The sequence below is a fragment of the Xanthobacter wiegelii genome, from assembly GCF_043193855.2.
Lineage (GTDB): Bacteria > Pseudomonadota > Alphaproteobacteria > Rhizobiales > Xanthobacteraceae > Xanthobacter > Xanthobacter flavus_A.
Genome location: NZ_CM195529.1, coordinates 1,672,274 through 1,695,097 on the forward strand (window position 1 = coordinate 1,672,274; position 22,824 = coordinate 1,695,097).

Sequence of the window (22,824 nt, forward strand, 5' to 3'; positions counted from 1 at the left end):
AGTTCTCAGGCGCGCAAGTTCTCAGGCGCGCAAGTTCTCAGGCGCGGTTATCGGCGACCGCGCTCCGCACCTCGTGTTCGATGAGGTGCCAGATGCGATCCACCAGCGCGCCGAACGTCTCGTGGCGCTTCACTTCCAGCGCGCGCGGGCGCGGCAGGGGGATCGGGATTTCCTCGCGCACCGAGCCGGGCCGGGCGGAGAAGACGATCACGCGGTCGGAGAGGAACACCGCCTCGTCGATCTGGTGGGTGATGAGCAGCACGGTGGTGCCGCTCCTCTGCCAGATGTTGAGCAGCTCCGTCTGCATGATCTCGCGCGTCTGCGCGTCGAGCGCGGCGAAAGGCTCGTCGAGAAGCAGGATCTTCGGATTCACCGCCAGCGCGCGGGCGACGTTCACGCGCTGGCGCATGCCGCCCGAGAGCTGGTGCGGATAGTGCTGCTCGAAGCCCTTCAGCCCCGCCATGTCGATGAAGCGCTGGGCGGTGGCGTGGGCGTCGCGCTTGGGCGTGCCGGCGATGGTGAGGCCGTAGGCGACATTGTCGATCACCGGCTTCCACGGCAGGAGCGCATCCTGCTGGAACACCATGGCCCGGTCCGCGCCCGGGCGCGTCACCGTGTGGCCGGACACCTTCACCACGCCGGAGGAGGCTGGCAGGAGGCCGTCGATGATGCGCAGCAGCGTCGACTTGCCCGATCCGCTCGCCCCAACGATGGAGACGAACTCGCCTTCGCGGATGGAGAGGTTGATGTCGCGCAGCGCCTCCACGGAGGGCTTGCCCGTGCGCTCGAAGACCTTGTTGATGCCTTCGATGGAGAGAGCCTGTGCCATCTGGTTCACGGGGGTCACTCCCTGGTTCATTCTTGCCGCCACGGCGCGAGCCGGCGTTCCAGCCACTCGAAGAAGATGCTGCCCATCAGGCCGAGCGCGCCCAGCATGATGACGTAGGCGAGCAGCGTCGCGGTGTCGAAGCTCTGCCCGGCGGCGAGGATCGCGAAGCCGAAGCCGGCGAACGAGCCGAAGAATTCGGCGATGATGATGGCCACCAGCGCCCGCGCCCAGGCGACGCGGATGCCGGAGACGATGAACGGCACCGCGAAGGGCAGCGTCACCGTGGTGAACACCTGCCAGCGCGACGCGTTGAACGAGCGCGCCGCCTCGATGAGGTTCTTGTCGGTGGCCTTGAGGCCGGTCTCGGTCGTCACCAGCACCGGGAAGATGGTGAAGATGGTGACGAGCACGAACTTGGAGGCGAAGCCGAGCCCGAGCCACGCGATGAACAGCGGAGCCAGCGCCACCAGAGGCACCGAGTTCAGCGCCGTCAGCATCGGCCCGGCGGTGAGCGCCAGCAGCCGGCTCGACGCCAGCGCGAGGCCGATGGCGACGCCGATCAGCACCGCCACCGGGAAGGACGCCGCCACAGCGCTCACGGTGGCAAGCGCGTTGGTCCACAGCGCCCCGTTGGCGCTCTCCTTGGCAAGCGCCTGGAAGACCTCGGCCGGCGGCACCAGCAGCAGCTTGTTGGTGACCACATAGGTCGCCAGCACCTGCCAGACCGCCAGCACGAAGGCGAGCGAGATGAGCATCCGCAGGATGCCGGCCGCGCGCGAGCGCCCTTCGAGGAAGTCGTAGACGCTGCGCCAGAAGGGAGCGGCGGCGGTCATTCCGCCGCGGCCTTGTGCGCGTGACGGGCGGTGGAGACGGCCTGCTTGCCGTAACCTTTCTCGCCCACCACCTTGCCGTCCACATAGATGGTGCGGCCGCGCAGGATGGTGCGCACCGGCTTGCCCTTGAAGCGGCGGCCGGCATAGGGGCTCCAGCCGACGAGGGAAAGCACGTCCTCGTCGCGCACCTCATATTCGGTGTCGAGGTCCACCAGCACGAGATCGGCGTCGAAGCCGGGCTTGATCTCGCCCTTGCGGTCGAGCCGGAACAGGCGCGCCGGGCGGGTGGAGGTCGCTTCCACCACGCGCTCCAGGGGCAGCTTGCCCTCGGTGGCGGCGGTCAGGAACATGGAGAGGTAGAACTGGGTCGAGGGCGTTCCGGTGTGGGCCTTCCAGCCGTCGGTCCAGCCGATTTCCTTCTCCTCGCGGGTGTGCGGGGCATGGTCGGTGGCGATGATGTCGATGGTGCCGTCGCGCACGCCTTCCCACAGGCCGGGCACGTTCTTCTCCGGCACCCAGTAGGAGAGCGCGTAGGAGCCGAGGCGCTGGATCGCCGCCCATTCGCAGCCGAGGAACAGCGCCCAGGGATTGAGTTCGCACGTCACCTTCTGGCCGCGCGCCTTGGCCTCGCGGATGAGCTGCACCGAGCCGGCGGTCTGGGTGTGCAGGATGTGGAGATGGCAGCCCGCCGCCTTCTGCAGGCGCAGCAGGGTGGCGATTGCGGTCTCCCAGATCACGCCGTCATGGGCGGCGTAGGCCTTGGCGTAGGCGAGGGCGTCGCGCTCCCCGCGCGCCCAGAACTCCTGTTCGATCACGTCCATCAGGGCCTGATCGTGGGGATGGATCATGAGCGGCACGTCCTGCGCGGCGGCGGCCTGCATGATCTCCAGGATCTTGCCGTGGTCGTGCACGCCGATGCCCGGCATGTGCGGATAGGAGCGACCGGTGTCCACCACCATGAAGAATTTGAAGGCGGCGATGCCGGTCGCGGCCATGCCCGGCACTTCCTCGAGGATGGTGGGGGCAGGGTTGAAGTTCCAGTCCACCACCGCGTCGCGCTCATAGATGGCGAACTGCTTCTCCAGCAGGTCCAGGGTGTTGGGCGGCGGGGTCACGTTGGGCATGGCGACCGAGGTGGTCACGCCGCCGGCGGCGCACTGGAGCGTCGAGGTGTAGATGGTGTCCTTGTATTCGAAGCCCGGCAGCGAGCCCTCGCGGTGGTGCGAGTGCATGTCGATGACGCCGGGCAGGATGGCGAGGCCCTTGGCGTCGATCACCTCGGCGGCGGCGGGCTCCAGCCCCGGCTCGAAGATGCCGGCAATGGCCCCGTCCTTGATGCCGACGGAGGCCTCGAAGCGGCCGTCGGCGGTCACGACGAGGCCGTTCTTGATGATGGTGTCCACACTACTCTCCTGAGGACGAGGCCCGCGCGGGCCGATTTGAAAGTGAAGGGCCGGCGGCGCGTCAGGATGCGAGATCGAGCGCCACTGGGCGGGTGCGGATCACGTCCAGCACCTCGGTCACGTAGGCCTGCGACAGGCCGCGGGTGATGAAGACGATGCGCGAGCCCGCCATGCCCTCCGGCCAGGCGGACAATTCCACCGGCGGCGAGAACAGCCGCTGCACGGCCTGCACCACCACCGGCCTGGGGCGGCCGGCGATGGCGAGGATGCCCTTCACCCGCAGCAGATCGTCGCCATGGGCGATGACCAGCGCGTCGAGCCACGCCGAGACGTGCTCCCAGTGCAGGGGCTCCTCGAAGGCGAGGCAGAAGGAGCCGATGTCCTCACGGTGGGTCACCGGGTCCGCCGCCTCGAAGGCTTCCGCGCGCAGCCAGGCGCGCACTTCGCTGGGGCGGGTGTTGGGATCGGCGGGGTCGATGCCGTCGAGCAATGTCGGTTGGGCAAGATGCGTGAGCGAGGAGCGATGCAGCCGCGCGCCGGGGGACAGGCCGGCGATGCGGGCTTCCAGCGGGGCGAGGTCGCTGCCCGCCAGATCGGCCTTGGTGAGCACCACCTCGTCTGCGACGCCCACCTGCTTGCGCGCCTCCGCGTGGCGGTCGAGCGTGCCCATGCCCTGCACCGCATCCACCGCCGTCACCACCCGCCCGAGGCGATAGGCGCGGGCCACCGGGAAGGTTATCAGCGCCTGGATGACCGGGCCGGGATCGGCCATGCCGGTGGTCTCGATGATGACCCGCGCGAACGCCTTCACCTCGCCGCGGGCGCGCTTCTCGGTGAGGTCGCGGAGCGTCTCCACGAGGTCGCCCTTCACGGTGCAGCACAGGCAGCCGGTGGACAGCTCGATGGTGTTGTCCGAACTCGCGGCGATGAGGGCATGGTCGATGCCGATCTCGCCGAACTCGTTGACGATCACGGCCGCGTCGCTCAGCGCGGGATCCCGCAGCCACCCGTTGAGCAGGGTGGTCTTGCCTGATCCCAGGAAGCCGGTGAGCAGCGTCACCGGCGTCCGCATGTCGCGAAAATGGGCCATGGTGCCGGCTCCCCTCGGGCTCACTTGCCGGCGATGTAGCTCGGGTCGTAATAGCGCTTGAGGTCGAAGGCCTGGGTCTGGGGATCGCCCCCCACGGCCGCGTCGATCTTGTAGAGGTTTTCGAGGCCGGCCGCCTTCACGGCGAGATCGGCGGGGATCGCCTTCTGCTCCTTCACGATGAAGGCGTAGGAATCCTCCACCACGTCGCGCGGCGTCTTGGTGTAGGCGGCGAGCACGTCGATGGCCGCGTCCTTGTTGGCCGGGTCGTCGATGAAGGCGGCCGCCTCTTTCAGCGCCTGCGTCAGCGCGATCGCCGCGGGGCGGGTGGCGGGGGCTTCGCCCCAGGACTTGTTCAGCACGAGGGGCGTCTGCACATAGGGCTCGCGATAGACATCGAGCAGCACGGCGCCGTCGCGCCCCGCGAGGGTGTCGAAGGGGGCGATGAGGAGCGCGCCCGCGACCTGCCCGTTGCCCATGGCGATGATGCGGTCGCGCGAGTTGGCGATGGACACCATCTGCGCGCCGGCCGGGTCCACGCCCGCCTGCTTCAGCTGAAATTTCAGGAGGTTGGCCGTGCCACCCTTGACCGCTCCGGCGGTCAGCGGCTTGCCGGCGAGATCCTTCACCGAGGCCGTGCCCTTGGCGCCGTAGAGGCGCAGGATGGTCTTGTCGAGCACCGCGCCGGCGATGATGACGGGGGCGCCCTTGTCGATGGCGCGCACCGCGAGGTCGCCCAGCGAGATGCCGGCGTCCGCGCTGCCCGATGCGACCGCCTGCAGCAGCGCCGGGCTGTCCGACGCGCGCAGTTCGCGCACGGTGATGTTGCGCTTGTCGTAGAAGCCCTTTTCCACGGCGATGGCGTGCAGCCAGAGCAGGGCGCTGGGGGCGAGGACCGCGAGCTTCACCTCGGTCTTCGGAGCGCCCTGCGCAGCGGCGGGCGAGAAGGGCAGGGCGGTTGCGCAGCTCAGGGCGAAGGTCGCCGCCAGAGCGGCTGCGAGGCGGCGTGTCACGACGCGCGTCATCATCTCTCTCCGGGAAGAAGGACGCGTCTTACCGCGCGTCACCTGAACCAAAGAGTGCTCGATCTCTCGCGGAGCTTCAAGCATAATTCGCAGCAATTGGGAATTTTGTGAAATTCCCGGTCAATGATATAACGTATCATCGAGTGGGGGCGGACGTGGCCAGCAGGATTCTTCAGGTGATGGGCTTGTTTCGCGGGCGCCCATGGCCGCTGACGGTGGAGGACATCGCGCAGGAGACGGGCGTGTCCCAGAGTTCCGCCTATCGCGACGTGCAGGAACTTTGCCGGGCCGGCTTCCTCGATCCGGTCATCGGCGCGGGATATGTGCTCGGCCCCGCCTTCATCGAGTACGACCGGCTTCTGCGGCAGGGGGACACGCTGATCCCCATCGCCTCGCGGGTGATGCGCGACCTGCTCGACCAGACCACACAGCGCGCGACGGCCATCCTGTGCCGGCGCTATCGCGACACGGTGATGTGCGTGCATCAGGAGCACGGCAGCGCGCCCCATCCCATCACCACCTACGAGCGGGGCGTCGCCATGCCGCTCTTCGCCGGCGCGTCATCCAAGGTGGTGCTGGCGCATCTCGACGACCGCTCCCTCAAGCGGATCTATCTCGACAACGAGGACATCATCCGCGCCCGGCTCGGACATGGCGACTGGAAGGCCTTCAAGGCCGAGGTGCGGGCCATCCGCCGGGACGGGGTGGCGGAGACGGTCTCCGAGGTCGCGGAGGGGCGCGCCGGTGTCGCGGCTGCGGTGCTCGTGAACAAGCAGGTCATCGCCGGGGTCAGCCTCGTGCTCGCGGCCGAGGACCTCGCCGGCGCCTCGCCGGCCATCCGCGCCGCGGTCATCGATGCGGGCCGGCGGATTTCCGAGGAGATCGCCGGCAGCGGCACATGGGTGGCGCGGTAGTTCGGCCCTTAAAATGAGGCGGGGCGGCTCCATCTGCTGGAGCCGCCCCGGTCGGACTTCAAATCGCGTCGCTCAGACCAGCGCGCGGGGATCGTGCCGGGCGAGGCGGGACAGCAGGTAGTCCACTTCCGCCCGCGCGGTGGCGGAGAGGGACGAGCCCGGCTTGCGCTGGGCGTCGGAGGCGATGAAGCCGCGCTTCATCATCACATATTTGCGCACCGCGAGGCCGACGCCCTGCTGCTGCTCGTAGCGCAGCAGCGGCAGGTGCGCGTCGAACAGGTCATGCGCCGCCTCCCGCTCGCCGGCCTTCTGCAACTTCACGACATCGCCCAGCATCTCGGGGAAGGCGTAGCCGGTCATGGCGCCGTCCGCCCCGCGCTCCATCTCGAAATCGAGGAACAGCGCGCCGTTGCCGGTGAGGATGGAGATGGGGCGCATGGAGCCTTCCTTCTGGAAGGCGCGCAGCGCCGAGATCTTCTCCAGCCCCGGCCAGTCCTCGTGCTTCAGCATCACGCAGGAGGGGTTCTCCTGAACGATCTGGCGGATGACCTTGGGCGTCATCTGCACGGTGAGGGTGAGCGGATAATCCTGGATGACGAAGGGGATATCGTCGCCGATGGCCTCGATGGCCTGCCGGTAATAGCCGGTGATCTGGTCGTCCGTGCGCAGGCTCGGCGGCGGGGCGATCATGACGCCCGCCGCGCCCTTGTCCATGGCCGCGCGCGCCAGCCAGCGCATGGCGGCAAGGCCCGGTGCCGACACGCCGACGATGACCGGCAGCTGGCCGAAGCCGGCGATGAAGCGCGCGGTGACGGCAAGCGATTCCTCCGGCTCCAGCTTGGGCGCCTCGCCCATGATGCCGAGCACCGTCACGCCGGTCGCTCCGGCGGCGAGATAGCGCGCGATGAGGGTGTCGAGGGAGCCCTCGTCGATCTTCCCGTCCGGCGTGAACGGGGTGGGGGCGATGGGGAACAGGCCGGAGGCGCTGGCGTCGAGAAGCATGATGAACCCGATCAGATGCTGGCGATGAGGCCGCCATCCACGCGGATGACCGAGCCGTTGACATAGGACGAGGGCGTGCCGGCGAGGAAGGCCACCACGTTGGCATATTCCTGCGGGTCGCCGTAGCGGCCGACGGGGATGGAGGCCGTGCTTTCCGCCGACACCTCCTCCACGGAGCGGTTCTCGCGCTCGGCCTTCTTGGCGTCGAGGAACTTGATGCGGTCGGTGGCGATGCGGCCGGGCAGGATGATGTTGGCGGTAATGCCGTCGCGCGCCACCTCGCGGGAGAGCGTCTTGGACCAGCCCACCAGCGACAGGCGCAGTGCGTTGGAGATGGCGAGGTTGGGAATCGGCGCCACCACGCCGGAGGACGTGGAGGTAATGATGCGGCCCCACTTGCGCGCGCGCATGCCGGGCAGCACCCGGTCGGCGATGGCGATCACCGAGAGCACCATGTCGTTGAAGCTCTTGGCCCAGAGGGCCGGGTCCTGGCCGGCGGCCGGGGTGGGCGGCGGGCCGCCGGTGTTGTTGACCAGCACGTCCACCGGGCCGAGCTTCGCCTCGATCTCGGCGATGCGCGCATCGATGCCCGCAAGGTCGGAGAGGTCGAACTTCAGCGCCATCGCTTCTCCGCCCACGGCCGCGATGCGCTCCGCCACCGCACCAGCGGCGGCGAGGTCGATGTCGCCCAGCGCCACCTTGGCGCCTTCCGCCGCCAGTGTCGCCGCGATGGCGCTGCCGAGCCCGCCGCCTGCGCCGAGCACGAGGGCCGTCTTGCCTTTCAGTCCGAGATCCATGGGTCTTCCTTCGTCATGTCGGCGCGCGGCAGATCCGTCCGCGGGCATTCAGTCGGCGATGGCCAGCCGGCCCGAGGCCGCCGTGCCGGCGGTGCGCGCGAGGTAGTCGGCCTTGCTGTATTGCATGTGATCGACGCAGAGCTGCGCGAGCGCCCAGCTGTCCGTTCCCTGCAGCAGCTCGATCATGATGTCGTGCTGGCGGCGGGAGAGCTGGAGGCCGGCGTGGTCGGCGAGATTCTTGGCGCGCATGGGCAGGGTATAGCCCATGTAGTCGTGCAGCGTGCGCACGAGATAGGGATTTCCGCAGCCCGAGAACAGCGTCAGGTGGAACAGGTCGTTGGTCTCGTGGATGCCGCGCAGGTTGCCGGCGTCGGCGTTGCGGCAATAGTCGGCCTGGATCTCCTTGAGGCGGGCGATCAGCTCCGGCGGGGCGGGCAAAGGGATCATCAGCGCCGCCTGCCGGGTGAGCATCTCGCGCACCGCGTAGATCTGCTGCACCTCCTGCGCCGAATAGGAGCAGACGGTGGCGCCCACATTCTTCTCGCGCCGCACCACGCCGGTGCGCTCCAGCTGCACCAGCGCCTGACGGATGTAGTGCCGCGAGGCGCCGTAGCGCGCCATCAGCGTGTCTTCCACCAGCCGCGAGCCGGGGGCGAAGCGGCCGAAGATGATGTCATCCTCCAGCCGGCGCTGGACCTCGGCCTGCTCGTCAGCCCGCGATGCGGGTAGGGACGCTTCGCTCATGCGGCGCTCCTGTTCGCCGTCTCGAATCCGGAAAGCCTGTAGCAGTCTTCCACCAGCCGCAAGGTCTCCAGATTGTCCTCGGGCGACGTCTCGAAGGCCGCGCCGCTCTCAAGGCACCCGACGAAATGGGCGATCGTCGCGGCATAGGAGCCGAGATAGGTCGCGTCGGGATCATAGTCCAGCCGCTCGGCATGGGGGCCGGCGAGGCTGAGGGTGGAGCCGTCGAGACGCAGGGTTCCGGCATCGCCGAGGATGGTCAGCCGGTCCGCCTGCTGCGGCGGCACGCCATAGGCCGCAAAGCTGGCGAAGATGGAGACGCCCGCGCCGTTCGCGGTGGAGAGCTGGATGACGGCGCCGTCCTCGCCCGCCATGGCATTGCAGGTGCGGCTGAGGGCGGCGGCCTCCACCTTCAGCGGGCCGAGCAGCATGCGCAGGGTGTCGAGGTGATGGATCAGCACCTCCGCCACCAGCATGCGCCGCTCATCGCGCATGAAGGGCTGACGCTCCAGCGCCTGCAAGCGCCCCTCCGCATCCGGCACGGTGCCTGACGTGACGAGGGAGAGGTGGGCAGCGCGCACCGCGCCGATGCGCCCGGCGCGGAGCCATTGCGCGGCCTGTCGGTAGTAGGCGCGGAAACGCCAGTTCTCATGCACCATCAGGCGCACCCGCCCGCCGATGTCCGCCACCAGTTGCTCCGCCTCCGGCAAGGTCGGAGCGAGGGGCTTCTGGCACAGGATGGGCAGGCCATGCCGCGCCGCGAGGCGGGCCAGCTCCGCATGGACGGCGCGGGGCGCGGCGATGTCCACCGCATCGAGGCCGCCGGCCGCCAGCATCGCCTCGGCGCTGGTGAAGACGGCGGGGATGCCGAAAGCATCCGCCCGCTCGGCCGCCCGCTCGGCGGACGGGTCGGCGATGGCCACGACTTTCGCCGCCTCGCCCAGCGCCGCCCAGCCCCTGAGGTGATGCTGGGTGACCCAGCCGGCGCCGATGAGCCCGACGCGGAGCGGCGCGGCCATCAGTGCGTCCTCCGCTGCACGGCGGCGCGAACGGCGGCGGCGCCGGTCTCCAGCGGGGCGATGGCATCGCCCGTCTCGGCGTCGAACAGATAGGCGGCGTCGGCCCGGAAGAACAGCTCCACCGTCTCGTCCGGCGCGGCGGTGACATGGCGGGGCAGGCGGGCGGTGATCTCGCCGCCGCCGGGCAGTTCCAGCAGCAGCAGCGTCTCGGCGCCCAGCGGCTCCACCGCGATGGTGCGCCCGGTGACGCGCCCGCCCGGCGCGCCGTCGAGGGCGGCGGGATCGATCGCCATGTCTTCCGCGCGCACGCCGAGCGTCACCTTCCGGCCGTCCCGCGCCTGAAGCACACCGTCGCTCCAGCGGGCGAGCGGCGCATCCAGCGCCGGGCTCGACGCGCGGCGGGTGGCGGCGGAAAGCGTCGCGTCCATGAGGTTCATGGGCGGCGAGCCGAGGAAGCGGGCGACGAAGGTGTTGGCCGGCTGCCAGTAGACATCAAGCGGTGCGCCGATCTGCGCCACCTTGCCGGCGTTCATCACGCAGATGCGCGTGCCCATGGTCATCGCCTCCACCTGATCGTGGGTGACATAGATCATGGTGGAGCCGAGGCGGTGGTGCTGCTTGATGATCTCGCTGCGGGTGTTGACGCGCAGCGCCGCATCGAGGTTCGACAAGGGCTCGTCGAACAGGAACACCTGCGGCTCGCGCACCATGGCCCGCCCCAGCGCGACGCGCTGGCGCTGGCCGCCGGAGAGGGCGCTGGGCTTGCGCGTCAGCAGCGGCGCGAGGCCGAGGAGCGCCGCCACCTCCTTCACCCGCCGCTCGATCTCGCCGGCCGGAATGGCCCGGCGGCGCAGGCCGAAGGCGAGATTGTCAGCGACGCTCATGTGCGGGTAGAGCGCGTAGGACTGGAACACCATGGCGATGTCCCGGTCCTTGGCCGGCACGTCGTTGACGACGCGCCCGTCGATGGAGAGCGTGCCGCCGGATATGGTCTCCAGCCCCGCGATCATGCGCAGCGTCGTGGACTTGCCGCAACCCGAAGGGCCGAGCAGCACCATGAACTCGCCGTCGTCGATGGTGAGGTCCACGTCCTCCACCACGACGGGGCCGCCGCCACCATAGCGCTTCACGATCTTGTCGAGTTTCACCACTGCCATGGCAGCCTCACTTGATCGCGCCGGCGGTCATGCCGCGGATCAGCTTTTCGGAGAAGAAGACGTAGACGACGATGACCGGGATCACAGAGATCATGACGCCGGTGGCGATCATGCCGATGTCCTGGAAATGGTCGCCCATGAAGGCGCGGATGCCGATGGGCAGGGTGCGCTTGTCCGGATCGGTGATGAGCACCACGGCGAACAGGAACTCGTTCCAGAGCTGGATGAAGTTCAGGATCAGCGTGGTGGCGATGGCCGGCATGCCCACGGGAAGCACGATGCGCCAGAAGATTTCGAGGTCGCCGTAGCCGTCCATCTTGGCCGCATCGAAAAGGTCCTGCGGGATGCGGGCGAAGAAGCCTTCCAAGAGATACACGGTCAACGGCAGCTGGAGGGAGATGTAGACCAGCGCCAGCCCGAACAGGCTGTTGTAGAGATTGTAGTCCACCAGGATCTGATACAGCGAGATCAGGGTGATCTGCGGCGGGAAGATGATGGACGAGAACAGGATGCCGTAGATGATCCGGTTGCCCCGGAAGCGGTAGCGCGCCAGGGCGTGGGCCGCCGCGGCGCCGATGAAGGTGAGCACCGCCACCGCGCCCACCACCACGAGGGTGGAGTTCCAGAAATAGGTGGCGAAGTCGGAATCCACCCAGGCGGTGCGGAACTGGTCGAGGTGCATCGGGCTCGGCCAGGCGTAAGGGTCTGCGCTGATCTCCGCCGTGGTGCGCACCGACATGGTGGCGAGCCACAGGAACGGCCCGAGCTGGTAGATGGTGTAGACACCCAGCACGAGCGCGAGGATGCCCCGCGAGAACAGGCGCGGCAGCGGCGCGCGGCCGGCGTTGGCGGCGAGGGTTGCGGCCATCTCAATACTCCAGCCGCTCGCGCGAGCCGAGCACGCGGTTGAGGATGATGACCGCGGCGCACACCACCAGGAACCACACGGTGGCAATGGCGGAGGGATAGCCGAGGTCGAAGGTGTTCCAGTTGAAGGCGCGCTTGTAGACGTAGGTGGAGACCGTCTCCGTCGCCCACAGAGGTCCGCCCTGGGTCATGATCCAGACGAGATCGAAGACTTTCATCTTGCCGATGAAGGACAGGATGTAGAGCGACAGCAATGTCGGCCGCAGCATGGGGATGATGATGTAGCGCAGCTTCGCGCCCCAGCCGCAATTGTCGAGGTCGGAGGCTTCCAGAACTTCCTTGGGCAGGGAGTGAATAGCCGCGAGGCACACCACCATGTTGAAGCCGGCCCACTTCCACGCATGGGTGACGATGACGGCCCCGAGCGCGAGGTTGGGATCGCCCAGCCAGGAGGAGGCGAGATCGCCGAGGCCGACGGCCCGGAGCATCACGTTCAGCACGCCCCAGTCGTAATTGTAGATCCACATCCACAGGATCGCGACGACCACGTAGGAGAGCAGCACCGGCGTGAACCAGGCGACGCGCAGGAAGCGCGCGAAGGGCACGCCGGCATAGAGCGCGAGGGCGAGGAGAAGGCCGGTGGCGACATCGATGACGGGAGCGACGAAGGACCAGATGAAGGTGTTGCGCACGGCGACCCAGAAGGTCTCGTCGCCCATCAGCTCGCGATAGTTCGCGAGGCCCACGAAGGTCGCATCCATCCCCTCGATGGTGAAAAAGCTGTCAAAGATGGTGCGGAAGGCCGGATAGGCTGTGAGCCCGCAATAGACCAGCAGAGCCGGCCCGAGAAAGATGGCGAGGACCAGCCGCGTGGCGCGCCTGGGATCGGCGAGGGTGGCACGCGAGGAGGCTTTCGCCTCCCCGCTCTTGGCCGCGGTTCGGATGGAAATGGCGTCGGGCATCGCTCACTTCTTCAGGCAGGCGGCGTCCATCTTCTCCGCCGCATCGGCAACGCTGATGAGGCCGGCGGGGAAGGCGTTGTTCATGACCTGGATATAGGTCTCGGCGCACTTGGCCCGGTAGTAGAGCAAGGGCGTGCCGAAGAAATAGGTCACGTCCTTGTTGCGGGCGTTCAGCTCGTCGAAATAGGCCTTGTGGGGGCTGACGATCTTTGCCGGATCGGACTTGAGGCCGCTCTGCAGCGACACCTCGCTGATCCACTTGGTGCCATTCTCGGCATTGGCCATGGATTTCAGCAGCGCGCCAGCGCAATCCTTGTTCTTGCCCTTGGAATACATGACGAAGCTGCCGGCCACCGCCAGCGTCTTGCAGTTCGGACAGGCGCCCTTGTCCATGGCCGGGAACTTCATGATGCCCAGCGGGAAGTTCGCCGGCATGCCGCCCTTTTCCGGCGCGGCGAAGGCGCGGCCGGTGAACCAGCTGGGATCGGGGAAGGTGAGGGAGCCCGGAGAATTGTAGAAGTAGAAGTGGGACTCGCCGAGCTTCAGGGTGGAGAAGCTCTTGGGATAGGCGCCGGCATCCACCAGCTCCTTCACGAAGGTCATCACCTCCTGCACGCGCGGGTCCTTGAAGGACAGCTCGCCGTTGAGGAGCTTCATGTAGTCATCCGGCCCGAGCTTGCGCAGCAGGGATTCGAACAGCAGCTGCCCGCCCGGGAAAGGCCGGTCGCCCACGCCCTGCGACACCGGCGTGATGCCGGCAGCGACGCCCTTCTTCACCAGGTCGGTGAACTGCGCCTGCGTCAGCTGGAAGGAGGCGGGCACGTCCACGCCCACCTTCTTCACCAGATCCTTGTTGTAGTAGAGCTCGACCGTATAGGCCTCCACCGGCACGCCATAGACCTTGCCCTTGGAGGTCCAGGCCGGCTTGGCCCAGTCTTCGAGGCCGTTGAGGTCGATATAGCCGTCGAGGGGCTCCAGGAAGCCGCCGGCGAGGAATTCCGGCTGGTCCGGCTCCATGTAGAAGATGTCCGGGGCCTGCCCGGTGCGCACGGCAGACTTCGCCTGGGTATAGATGTCGGCCTTGGGGATGAAGCTGAGCTTCACCGTGCACTGCTTGTTGGCGGTCTCGAACTCCTTCACCCGCGCCGTCACCCACTCCTTCTTGGCGGGCTCGTCGGGCCAGTTGCTCCACATGGTGATTTCGGTCTGCGCGAAGGCGTGGCCTCCGCCCATCGCTGCCGTCATGGCGATCGCCGCGCACAGGCCGCGGCCCCACGACGTTTTTCCAGCGCCTCGAATGCTCGTCATCCACGTTCCTCCCGCTAAGTCCCGTTATGCCCCGGGTTTGCGGGGAGACTGGGCGGCGGTCGAGTTATTGTCAATAATGATTCCGAAGATAGGCGCAATTTTCATCTCAATGCGCTTATGGAGGCGTATATTATTGACAATCAAACCCAGCAGGGAAATTGTCCGCTTTCAGGTCGGCGATGATCGGCACGGGGAAGGCGAGGATGGCGCGGGGACTGCGAAAAGGATTGACGAGCTACGGCGACGACGGGTTCGCGCTGTTCCTGCGCAAGGCCTTCATCAAGGCCATGGGCTATTCGGACGATGCGCTGGACCGGCCCATCGTCGGCATCACCAACACCTACAGCGATTACAACCCCTGCCACGGCAACGCGCCCCAGCTCATCGAGGCGGTGAAGCGCGGGGTGATGCTGGCCGGGGCCATGCCCATGGTGTTTCCCACCATCTCCATCCACGAGAGCTTCGCCCATCCCACCTCCATGTTCCTGCGCAATCTGATGGCCATGGACACGGAGGAAATGATCCGCGCCCAGCCCATGGACGCGGTGGTGGTGATCGGCGGCTGCGACAAGACCCTGCCGGCGCAGATCATGGCGGCGGCGAGCGTGGATTTGCCTACCGTGGTGGTCCCTGTCGGCCCTATGGTGGTGGGCCATCATCGTGGCGAGGTGCTGGGCGCCTGCACCGATTGCCGGCGGCTGTGGAGCGCGCACCGGGCCGGCGAGATCGACGAAGTGGAGATCGATACGGTCAACGGCCGCCTCGCGCCGTCGGTGGGCACCTGCATGGTCATGGGCACAGCCTCGACCATGGCCTGCATCACCGAGACGCTCGGACTTTCCTTGCCCATGAGCGCGTCGATTCCCGCGCCCCATGCCGAGCGCGTGCGGCTGGCCGAGCAGAGCGGCAAGGTCGCCGCGCGGCTCGCGGTGGAGGACGGTCCCAAGCCGAGCGAACTCCTCACCCCCGCGGCCTTCCATAATGCGCTGGTGGTAATGCAGGCCATCGGCGGCTCCACCAACGGCATCATCCACCTCACCGCCATCGCCAACCGCGCCGGCGTGCGGCTGGAGCTGGAGACGCTGGACGCCATCGGCCGCGAGGTGCCGGTGCTGGTGGATCTCAAGCCCTCCGGCGCGCACTACATGGAGCACTTCCACCATGCTGGCGGCGTGCCCAAGCTCTTGAAGCAGCTCGGTGATCTCATCGATCTCGACGCGCCGACGGTGCACGGCGGCACCCTGCGCGAGATGGTCGAGGCTGCCGAGGAGGTGCCCGGACAGGATGTCATCCGGCCCCGCTCCAACCCCATCAAGGCGCAGGGCTCCATGGTGGTGCTGCGCGGCAATCTCGCGCCCGGCGGCGCCATCCTGAAGCAGGCGGCGGCGAGCGAGCGGCTGCTCCAGCACACCGGCCGCGCATTGGTGTTCGATTCGGTGGCCGACATGGCCGCGCGCATCGATGATCCCGACCTCGACGTGACCGCCGAGGATGTGCTGGTGCTGCGCAACACCGGCCCCAAGGGCGCGCCGGGGATGCCGGAGGCGGGCTATCTGCCCATCCCCAAGAAGCTCGGGCGGCAGGGGGTGAAGGACATGGTGCGCATTTCCGATGCCCGCATGAGCGGCACCGCCTTCGGCACCATCGTGCTGCACATCACGCCGGAATCGGCGGTGGGCGGGCCTCTGGCATTGGTCCAGAGCGGCGACATGATCCGCCTCGACGTGGAAGGCCGGCGCATCGACCTTCTGGTGGCGGAAGACGAGCTCGCCCGCCGCCGCGCCGCCCTCGCGGACGTGCCCGAGCGGCCGCTGCCGGAGCGGGGCTATGCCCGGCTGTTCCAGCAGAGCGTGCTGCAGGCGGACGAGGGCTGCGACTTCGACTTCATGGTCCCGCGCTGAGGCGCGCGAGCATGAGCGCCGACGCTCCTCTCTGCCTGCCGCCGCGCCCGGTCACGACGCCGCCGGCCGAGCGCGTGCTGCCGAACGGCGCCTGCGACACGCACATGCATGTGTTCGGCCCGCCCGAGCGCTATCCGCTGGTCGCCGGCCGCAACTACACGCCCCAGCCGGTGACGTTCGACGCCTATCGGCCGGTGATGGCGGCGCTGGGCATCGACCGCGCGGTGCTGGTGCAGCCGAGCGTCTACGGCACGGACAATTCCGCTTTGCTCGACACGCTGCGGCGCGATGCGGAACACCTGCGCGGGGTGGTCGTGGTGGCGCCGGAGGTGAGCGACGCGGAACTCGCAAGGCTGCATGGGCTGGGCGTGCGCGGCATCCGCGTCAACCGGCGCAATCCCGGCGGGCTCTCGCTGGAGGACCTGGCGCGCCTTGCCGCCCGAATCGGGGCATTCGGCTGGCACATCCAGCTTCAGGCGGTGATCCGCGAAGGCTTCAGCCTCGCGCCCATCGTGCGCGCCTGCCCGGTGCCGGTGGTGCTGGACCATATGGGCTTCCTCACCCCCGGCCTGCCGCTCGCGGGCGGCCCGTTCGGCGAGGTGCTGGAGCTGGTCGCCGAAGGAAACCTCTGGGTGAAGCTCTCCGCGCCCTACCGCCTGTGCCGTCGCGAGCCGGACGGCTACGCGGCGCTCGCGCCCTATGTCGCGGCGCTGATCGCCTGTCGCAGCGACCGGATGCTCTGGGCCAGCGACTGGCCGCACACCGAGCTGTTCGAGGCGATGCCTGAAGACCTCGACCCCGCTCTCCTGCTCGGCCTCGACCGTGCCGATCCGGACACGCGCCGCCGCATCTTCATCGACAATCCCGCCGCGCTCTACGGCTTCGACTGAGATCAGCCCAGTATCTCGCCCATGAACTTCTCGAAGCGCGGATCGTCCGCATAGGCGACATTGATCCGCAGAGACGGCCGGCGCGGCTCGGCGTCGGGATGGAACACCGCGCCCGGCGCCAAGAGGATGCCGCGCTCGGCGGCGCGACGGGAGAGGGCGCTGTCGTCCAGCCCTTCCGGCAGTTCGCACCACAGGTAGAAGCCGCCGCCGGGCGGGCCGAAGATGGGCAGGCCGAGCCGGCCCAGCGTCGCCTGCGCCTGATCGGTCGCGGCGGACACGCGGCCGCGCAAGCGCTTGAGGTGGCGGCGATACTGGCCGGACGTGATGAGGTCGTGGACGATCCGCTCCACATAGCCGGAGGAGTTCACGCTCGTCACCATCTTGAGCGCGCCAAGACGCTCGATGAGATCGGCGGAGGCCACCACATAGCCGCAGCGCAGGCTCGCCGAGAGGGTCTTGGCGAAGGTGCCCACATGGATCACCCGCTCCAATTGGTCCAGCGAGGCAAGGCGCGGATGCGAGGCGGGGAGGATGTCCGCGAACGGGTCGCTCTCCACCACCAGCAGGCCGTGGCGGGTGGCCACCTGAAGCAGGCGATAGGCGACCGCCGGCGTGAGGGACGATCCGGTGGGATTGTGCGCCAGCGACTGGGTGAAGAACAGCTTGGCGCCGCTCTCGGCCGCCTTCTCGGCGAGGTCCGCCACGTCCGGCCCCTCCGGCGTGCGGCGGATGCCGAGCGTGCGCGCCTTGGCGAGGCGCAGCTTGCCGAAGAGGGGATAATAGCCGGGCGAATCCACCAGCACCGTGTCGCCCGGCTCTACCAGCATGCGCACGATCAGGTCCAGCGCGTGGTTCGCGCCCTGCGTCAGCAGCACCCGCGCGGGATCGGCGGCGATGGCGCGTTCCGTCAGGAGGCCGGCGATGGCCTCGCGCAGCAGTGGAAAGCCGAAGGGGCTGCCGTAGCTCGCCGGGAAGGGACGGCGGCCGGGGCGGTTGATGGGCTTGAGATAGCGCCCCACCTCCGAGCCTTCCATCCACGACGGGGGCGGGCGGCCGTCGCCGACGCGCACGTCGTAATGCTGCTCCAGCTGCTCGCGCAGCAGCCACACGCTGTCCACCGCCTCGATGACGGCAGGGGCGGCGGGCGGGCGCACCGGCGCGGCGCGGGTGCGCATCACATAGAAGCCGGAGCCCGGCCGTGCCTCGATGCGGCCGGAGGCGGCGAGGCGCTCATAGGCTTCCACCAGCGTGTTGCGCGACACACCGTAGGCCGCGAACGCGGCACGGATGGAGGGCAGTTTCTCCCCCGGCCGCACCTGGCCCGCATCGATACGGCGCGACAGCAGGCGGACCACCGCGTCCACCCGCGTCAGGCTCTCGTCTTTCTGGAGAAGCTGCTCAATCGTACCCATGAAATGAAGGGTACGGCTGCATCGTTTCCAACGCAAAGTGTTCCTTGCCGTACCCCTCGCCGCGGCGGAAAGTCCGCCCCAACAGGCACGCCACGCGCGGCCGACAAGAGACAGGGACGGAAACGCCGGAACCGCGCCACCCGAAATGGGTGCGGCGGGCCTTGCCTTCGCGCCTGCCTTGCGTTCGCCCCCCGGCGATGCCGCGAGACCACAGGAAGGCCCGAAGATGAATATCGCCGCCGGCTCCAACCGTTCTTCCCGCATTGCCGGCTTCCACAAGCTGAGCCCACGCGAGCGGCTCGATCTCGTCGCCGCCTTCGCCGGGCTGGACGAGGCGCAGGTCGCCCACCTCGCCAACATGGGCAATCTCGATCCGGTGCTCGCCGACAAGCTCATCGAGAACGTCATCGGCACCATGAACATTCCGGTGGGCGTCGCCACCAACATGAAGATTGACGGCGAGGACGTGCTGGTCCCCATGGCGACGGAGGAATCCTCCGTGGTCGCCGCCGTCTGCAACGCGGCGAAGCAGGTTTACGAGACCGGCTTCCTCACCTCGGTCTCCGGCAATCTGATGATCGCGCAGGTGCAGGCGGTGGAGGTGGCGGACCCGGCCGGGGCGCGCATCCGCATCCTGGAAAAGCGGGACGAGATCAAGGCCGCGTGCGATGCCTGCGACCCGGTGCTGGTGTCGCTGGGCGGCGGCTTCCGCGACCTTGAGGTGCGCCTGCTCGATACGCCGTCGGGCACCATGGTCGTCACCCATCTCATCGTCGACACGCGCGACGCCATGGGCGCCAACGCGGTGAACACCATGGCGGAGAAGCTCGCGCCCTCCATCGCCGCGTGGAGCGGCGGGCGGGTCTATCTGCGCATCCTCTCCAACCTCGCCGACCGCCGCCTCGCCCGTGCCCGGGCGGTGTGGAAGGCCGCCGACATCGGCGGCGAGGCGGTGCGCGACGGCATCGTCTCCGCCTACGAGTTCGCCGCGGCCGATCCCTACCGCGCGGCGACCCACAACAAGGGCATCATGAACGGCATTTCCGCCGTGGTGCTCGCCACCGGCAACGATACCCGCGCGGTGGAGGCGGGCGCCCATGCCTATGCCGCCCGCTCGGGCCGCTATACCTCGCTCACCACCTATGAGGTGGACAAGGACGGCAACCTTTCCGCCTCCATCGAGTTGCCGCTGGCGGTGGGGCTCATCGGCGGCGCCACGAAGGTGCATCCCACGGCGCGCGCGTGCCTCGCCATCCTCGGCGTCACCACCGCCGAGCGGCTGGCGCGCATCATCGCGGCGGTGGGGCTGGCGCAGAACTTCTCGGCGCTGAAGGCGCTCGCCACCACCGGCATCCAGAAGGGCCACATGGCGCTGCATGCCCAGAACATCGCCATGATGGCGGGTGCCGTGGGCGAGGAGATCGACCGCGTGGCCCGCCTGCTCGTGGAGCGGGCCAGCGTGCGCATGGACGTGGCGCAGAAGGTGCTCGAAGAGGTGCGCGGCAGCTGACCGTGGCGTTTCAAGAACAGTCAAAAGAACACACAAGGGAGAGAACCATGCTCAGGACAACCCGGCTCGTGCTCGCCGCGGGCGCCGCATTCCTCGCCGCGGCGCATCTCGCCGCGCCGACGCCCGCCCGCGCGGACATTCCCGGCAACAAGATCCGCCTCGGCGTGCTCACCGACCTGAACGGCAACGGCGCGGATTCCACCGGCACCGGCTCCGTTGTGTCGGCGCGCCTTGCGGCCGAGGATTTCAAGAAGGCCCATCCCGGCATCGAGGTGGAGGTGATCTCCCTCGATCACCAGAACAAGCCGGACGTGGGCTCCGCCGCCGCCCGCAAGTGGGTGGCGGACGGCACGGTGGACGCCATCCTCGACGTGCCCTTCTCCTCGGTGGCGCTGGCGGTGCAGGAGGTGGTGCGCGGCACCAACGTCGCCTTCATCGCCTCCGGCCCCGGCACGGCGCTGCTCACCGGCGAGAAGTGCTCGCCGAATTCCGTCCACTGGACCTACGACACCTGGGCGCTCGCCCACGGCACCGCCGCCGCGCTCCTGAAGGCGAAGAAGGACACCTGGTTCTTCGTGACCGCCGACTACGCCTTCGGCCACGCGCTGGAAGCCGACGCCATGGCCGTGGTGAAGGCGGCGCCGAACGGCAAGGTGCTCGGCTCCGTCCGCCATCCGCCGAACGCCTCGGACTTCTCCTCCTTCATCCTGCAGGCGCAGGCCAGCGGCGCGCAGGTGGTGGCCCTCGCCAATGCGGTGGGCGACACCATCAATTCGGTGAAGGCGGCGGCCGAGTTCGGCCTCACCCAGAAGCAGAGCCTCGCCGCCCTGCTGATGCAGCTCACCGACGTGCATTCCCTCGGCCTGCCGGTGGCCAAGGGCCTGTTTCTCACCGAGGGCTTCTACTGGAACATGAATGACGGCACCCGCGCCTATGCCGACCGCTTCGCGGCGCAGATGAACGGCCGCCGGCCCACCGCCAACCAGGCCGGCGTCTATTCCGGCGCGCTCCACTATCTGCGCGCCGCCGCTGCCGCCAACACCACCGAGGGCCAGAAGGTGGTGGCGAAGATGAAGGAGATGCCCTCCGACGATCCGCTGTTCGGCAAGGGTGAGGTGCGCCCGGACGGCCGGCACATCCACAACATGTACCTGTTCCAGGTGAAGACGCCGGACCAGTCCAAGGGGCCGTGGGACTATTACAACCTCGTGGAAACCATCCCCGCCAAGGACGCCTTCCGTCCCATGGCCGAAGGCAAGTGCCCGATGGTGAAGGGCTGAGCCAGCGCGCTCCGCGCATCCGACTGAAATCGCCCCGGCCTGTCCATCAGGCCGGGGTTTTTTGTGCGCTCAGGCCGGCGCGCGGCGGCGGATGCGGCCGGAGGGGTCGGCGAGGCCGAGGAGATAGCGCCCCGCCTCCTCGATGTCGGCGACGATCTCCGCCTCGGCGCCAGCGCCGTCGCGGCGGCGGAGCGCGTCGAGGGCGGCCTGGTGATGGTCCGTGCCCTTCAGCAGCACCACATATTCCGGCACGACGAAGGAGAGGATCGGCCCGCAGCGCAGCCAGAGATTCTCGATCATCTCGTCGAGGAGGGGGATGCGGGCCAGCGCATAGATGCCGAAATGAAAGCGGCGGTGGACATCCAGATAGGCGTCCAGGGCGCGCCGCGCGATCATGTCCCGCATCTGCGCGAGCAGGGCGTCCAGCGCGTCGATGTCCGCCGGGCTCGCCTTGACGGCCGCCTCGCGGGCGGCGCGGCCTTCCAGCTCGCAGCGGACCATGGTGATATCCACGAGCGCGCTCTTGCGCAGGTCCGGCACCAGCGCCGAATTGCGCGGCCCCTGTTCCAAAACGCCCTGCGCCACGAGGCGGGCGAGGGCGTCCCGCACCGGGGTGATGGACGTGCCGAAGGTTTCCGCCAGCTGCCGCAACACCAGCGCGCTGCCCGGCTCGAACCGCCCGGCCAGAAGCGCCTCGCGCAGCTGCGCATGGGCGCGGTCCCACAAGGGCTCGCGGGAGAGCCGGGAGAGGTTGCGGTCGGCGACGGTGGCTTGCGTGTCCATGTTCCAAGGGGAGCACTGGAAAAGCGCGTTGACAAGCAGCTTATATGTCGTTTGTTATAACAAACAACAAAAGGGAGACGCGCCAATGAAGCACAGCCTTGCCCTCGCCCGGGGATTTGCCCCGGCCCTCGCTCCAGCCTTGGGCCTCGCAGCCACGTTGGGGGCGGTCCTCCTCGCGTCCGCCGGGAGCGCCACCGCACAGGACAAGTTCCCGAGCCGCGAGGTGCGCCTCATCGTTCCGTGGAACGCCGGCGGCTCCAACGACATCGCCGCCCGCGTGCTGGCGCCGATCCTCGCTGAGAATGGCGTGCGCATCATCGTGGACAACGTGCCCGGCGGCACCGGCACCATCGGCATGGGTCGCGTCGCGAGCGCCAATCCGGACGGCTACACGCTGGGCATGGGCACCTCGTCCACCCTCTCCATGATCGCCCAGAACAAGACGCCGCTGCGCAACGACCAGTTCGCCGGCATCGCCCGCGTGTCCAGCGATCCGCTGATGCTGCTGGTGAAGACGGACGGGGCGAAGGACATCGACGCCTTCATCGCCCAGATGAAGGCCAATCCCGGCAAGGTCACCATCGGCACGCCGGGCAGCTACAACATCAACCACATCTTCGCGACCATGACCGCCAAGTCGGCGGGCGTCGATTATGTGAATGTGCCCTATCCGGGCGGCGCCAAGGTCATCACCGATCTCGCCGGCGGCCAGATCGACGCGGCGGTGCTGAAGCCGTCCGAGAGCATCGCGCAGATCAAGGCGGGGCAGGTGAAGCCCATCGCCATCTTCGACAACCAGCGCCTCACCGTCTTCCCCGACGTGCCGACCATGAAGGAGAAGGGCTTCGACGTCTTCCCCTACGGCCCGGTGGTGCAGATGGCCTACATCGTCGGCCCGGCGAAGATGCCGCCGGATGTGCGCAAGACGCTCATCGATGCCTTCCGCAAGTCGATCCAGGACCCCCGCTTCAAGACCTTCGCGGCGGAGAACGGCGTGCTGGTGGACGACCTCACCGGCGATGCCCTCGATGCCGAGGTGAACGCCGTCCAGAAGTCGCTGAACGCGGTCGCCACCCAGGTGTTCAAGGGCGCGGAATAATCTGA

21 protein-coding genes are annotated in these 22,824 nt (G+C 68.3%); 6 read left to right on the plus strand and 15 right to left on the minus strand.

Annotated features, from left to right (window positions below; translation table 11 throughout):
- Positions 1 to 37 precede the first annotated feature (37 nt).
- The 5 genes from V5F63_RS07720 to V5F63_RS07740 all read right to left on the minus strand — a co-directional run bounded on the left by V5F63_RS07720 (position 38) and on the right by V5F63_RS07740 (position 5,177).
- Complete coding sequence (locus V5F63_RS07720) at positions 38 to 829, minus strand: ABC transporter ATP-binding protein (protein WP_394029886.1); 792 nt, start codon at positions 827 to 829, stop codon at positions 38 to 40.
- A gap of 26 nt (positions 830 to 855) precedes the next feature.
- Entirely contained in the window at positions 856 to 1,662 is an 807-nt protein-coding gene (locus V5F63_RS07725) for an ABC transporter permease (protein ID WP_209488510.1), read from the minus strand.
- Positions 1,659 to 3,065, minus strand: a complete 1,407-nt coding sequence (locus tag V5F63_RS07730; protein WP_394102065.1) for a dihydroorotase — start codon at positions 3,063 to 3,065, stop codon at positions 1,659 to 1,661. Before V5F63_RS07730 ends, V5F63_RS07725 begins: the two co-directional genes overlap by 4 nt.
- Positions 3,066 to 3,126: 61 nt before the next feature.
- Positions 3,127 to 4,155 (minus strand): CobW family GTP-binding protein, encoded by a 1,029-nt coding sequence (locus V5F63_RS07735; protein WP_394102064.1) that lies wholly within the window; start codon positions 4,153 to 4,155, stop codon positions 3,127 to 3,129.
- A gap of 20 nt (positions 4,156 to 4,175) precedes the next feature.
- The gene (locus V5F63_RS07740; RefSeq protein WP_394029836.1) at positions 4,176 to 5,177 is read right to left on the minus strand and encodes an ABC transporter substrate-binding protein; all 1,002 of its coding nucleotides are present in this window, start codon (positions 5,175 to 5,177) and stop codon (positions 4,176 to 4,178) included.
- 155 nt (positions 5,178 to 5,332) lie between these two features.
- Between V5F63_RS07740 and V5F63_RS07745 the strand changes: the two genes are divergently transcribed.
- The gene (locus V5F63_RS07745; RefSeq protein WP_394029835.1) at positions 5,333 to 6,091 is read left to right on the plus strand and encodes an IclR family transcriptional regulator; all 759 of its coding nucleotides are present in this window, start codon (positions 5,333 to 5,335) and stop codon (positions 6,089 to 6,091) included.
- Positions 6,092 to 6,163: 72 nt separating this feature from the next.
- Here the strand turns inward: V5F63_RS07745 and V5F63_RS07750 are convergent, their stop codons facing one another.
- From V5F63_RS07750 to V5F63_RS07785, 8 genes are read right to left on the minus strand one after another with little or no spacing between them, the layout of a single operon-like run.
- The gene (locus V5F63_RS07750) at positions 6,164 to 7,093 is read right to left on the minus strand and encodes a dihydrodipicolinate synthase family protein (protein ID WP_168458959.1); all 930 of its coding nucleotides are present in this window, start codon (positions 7,091 to 7,093) and stop codon (positions 6,164 to 6,166) included.
- A gap of 11 nt (positions 7,094 to 7,104) precedes the next feature.
- Entirely contained in the window at positions 7,105 to 7,890 is a 786-nt protein-coding gene (locus V5F63_RS07755) for an SDR family oxidoreductase (protein WP_209488515.1), read from the minus strand.
- 48 nt (positions 7,891 to 7,938) lie between these two features.
- A complete protein-coding gene (locus V5F63_RS07760; RefSeq protein WP_209488516.1) occupies positions 7,939 to 8,634 on the minus strand; it encodes a GntR family transcriptional regulator in 696 nt (231 codons plus the stop codon).
- The gene (locus V5F63_RS07765; protein ID WP_394102063.1) at positions 8,631 to 9,650 is read right to left on the minus strand and encodes a Gfo/Idh/MocA family protein; all 1,020 of its coding nucleotides are present in this window, start codon (positions 9,648 to 9,650) and stop codon (positions 8,631 to 8,633) included. Before V5F63_RS07765 ends, V5F63_RS07760 begins: the two co-directional genes overlap by 4 nt.
- Complete coding sequence (locus V5F63_RS07770; protein WP_394102062.1) at positions 9,650 to 10,807, minus strand: ABC transporter ATP-binding protein; 1,158 nt, start codon at positions 10,805 to 10,807, stop codon at positions 9,650 to 9,652. Before V5F63_RS07770 ends, V5F63_RS07765 begins: the two co-directional genes overlap by 1 nt.
- Before the next feature lie 7 nt (positions 10,808 to 10,814).
- A complete protein-coding gene (locus tag V5F63_RS07775) occupies positions 10,815 to 11,675 on the minus strand; it encodes a carbohydrate ABC transporter permease (RefSeq protein WP_209488519.1) in 861 nt (286 codons plus the stop codon).
- A 1-nt stretch (position 11,676) separates the two neighbouring features.
- Positions 11,677 to 12,636: a carbohydrate ABC transporter permease gene (locus V5F63_RS07780; protein ID WP_394029831.1), complete on the minus strand. Its 960-nt coding sequence runs from the start codon at positions 12,634 to 12,636 to the stop codon at positions 11,677 to 11,679.
- Between the two features lie 3 nt (positions 12,637 to 12,639).
- Positions 12,640 to 13,944 (minus strand): ABC transporter substrate-binding protein, encoded by a 1,305-nt coding sequence (locus tag V5F63_RS07785; protein WP_394102061.1) that lies wholly within the window; start codon positions 13,942 to 13,944, stop codon positions 12,640 to 12,642.
- Between the two features lie 203 nt (positions 13,945 to 14,147).
- Between V5F63_RS07785 and V5F63_RS07790 the strand changes: the two genes are divergently transcribed.
- Positions 14,148 to 15,845 carry an IlvD/Edd family dehydratase gene (locus V5F63_RS07790; protein ID WP_394102060.1) on the plus strand — a complete coding sequence of 566 codons (1,698 nt, stop codon included), beginning with the start codon at positions 14,148 to 14,150 and terminating at the stop codon, positions 15,843 to 15,845.
- An 11-nt stretch (positions 15,846 to 15,856) separates the two neighbouring features.
- Positions 15,857 to 16,735 carry an amidohydrolase family protein gene (locus V5F63_RS07795; RefSeq protein WP_394102059.1) on the plus strand — a complete coding sequence of 293 codons (879 nt, stop codon included), beginning with the start codon at positions 15,857 to 15,859 and terminating at the stop codon, positions 16,733 to 16,735.
- Between the two features lie 2 nt (positions 16,736 to 16,737).
- On the opposite strand, the gene V5F63_RS07800 is transcribed toward V5F63_RS07795, so the two are convergent.
- The gene (locus V5F63_RS07800; protein WP_394102058.1) at positions 16,738 to 18,147 is read right to left on the minus strand and encodes an aminotransferase-like domain-containing protein; all 1,410 of its coding nucleotides are present in this window, start codon (positions 18,145 to 18,147) and stop codon (positions 16,738 to 16,740) included.
- Positions 18,148 to 18,373: 226 nt separating this feature from the next.
- Here V5F63_RS07800 and V5F63_RS07805 point away from each other — a divergent pair, with 226 nt between their 5' ends.
- Entirely contained in the window at positions 18,374 to 19,657 is a 1,284-nt protein-coding gene (locus V5F63_RS07805; protein ID WP_394102057.1) for a hydroxymethylglutaryl-CoA reductase, degradative, read from the plus strand.
- Between the two features lie 47 nt (positions 19,658 to 19,704).
- Entirely contained in the window at positions 19,705 to 20,937 is a 1,233-nt protein-coding gene (locus V5F63_RS07810) for an ABC transporter substrate-binding protein (protein WP_394029826.1), read from the plus strand.
- A gap of 69 nt (positions 20,938 to 21,006) precedes the next feature.
- Here V5F63_RS07810 and V5F63_RS07815 read toward each other — a convergent pair whose 3' ends face one another.
- Complete coding sequence (locus V5F63_RS07815) at positions 21,007 to 21,720, minus strand: GntR family transcriptional regulator (RefSeq protein ID WP_209488526.1); 714 nt, start codon at positions 21,718 to 21,720, stop codon at positions 21,007 to 21,009.
- An 85-nt stretch (positions 21,721 to 21,805) separates the two neighbouring features.
- Here V5F63_RS07815 and V5F63_RS07820 point away from each other — a divergent pair, with 85 nt between their 5' ends.
- Positions 21,806 to 22,819 (plus strand): Bug family tripartite tricarboxylate transporter substrate binding protein, encoded by a 1,014-nt coding sequence (locus V5F63_RS07820; RefSeq protein ID WP_209488527.1) that lies wholly within the window; start codon positions 21,806 to 21,808, stop codon positions 22,817 to 22,819.
- Positions 22,820 to 22,824 lie beyond the last annotated feature (5 nt).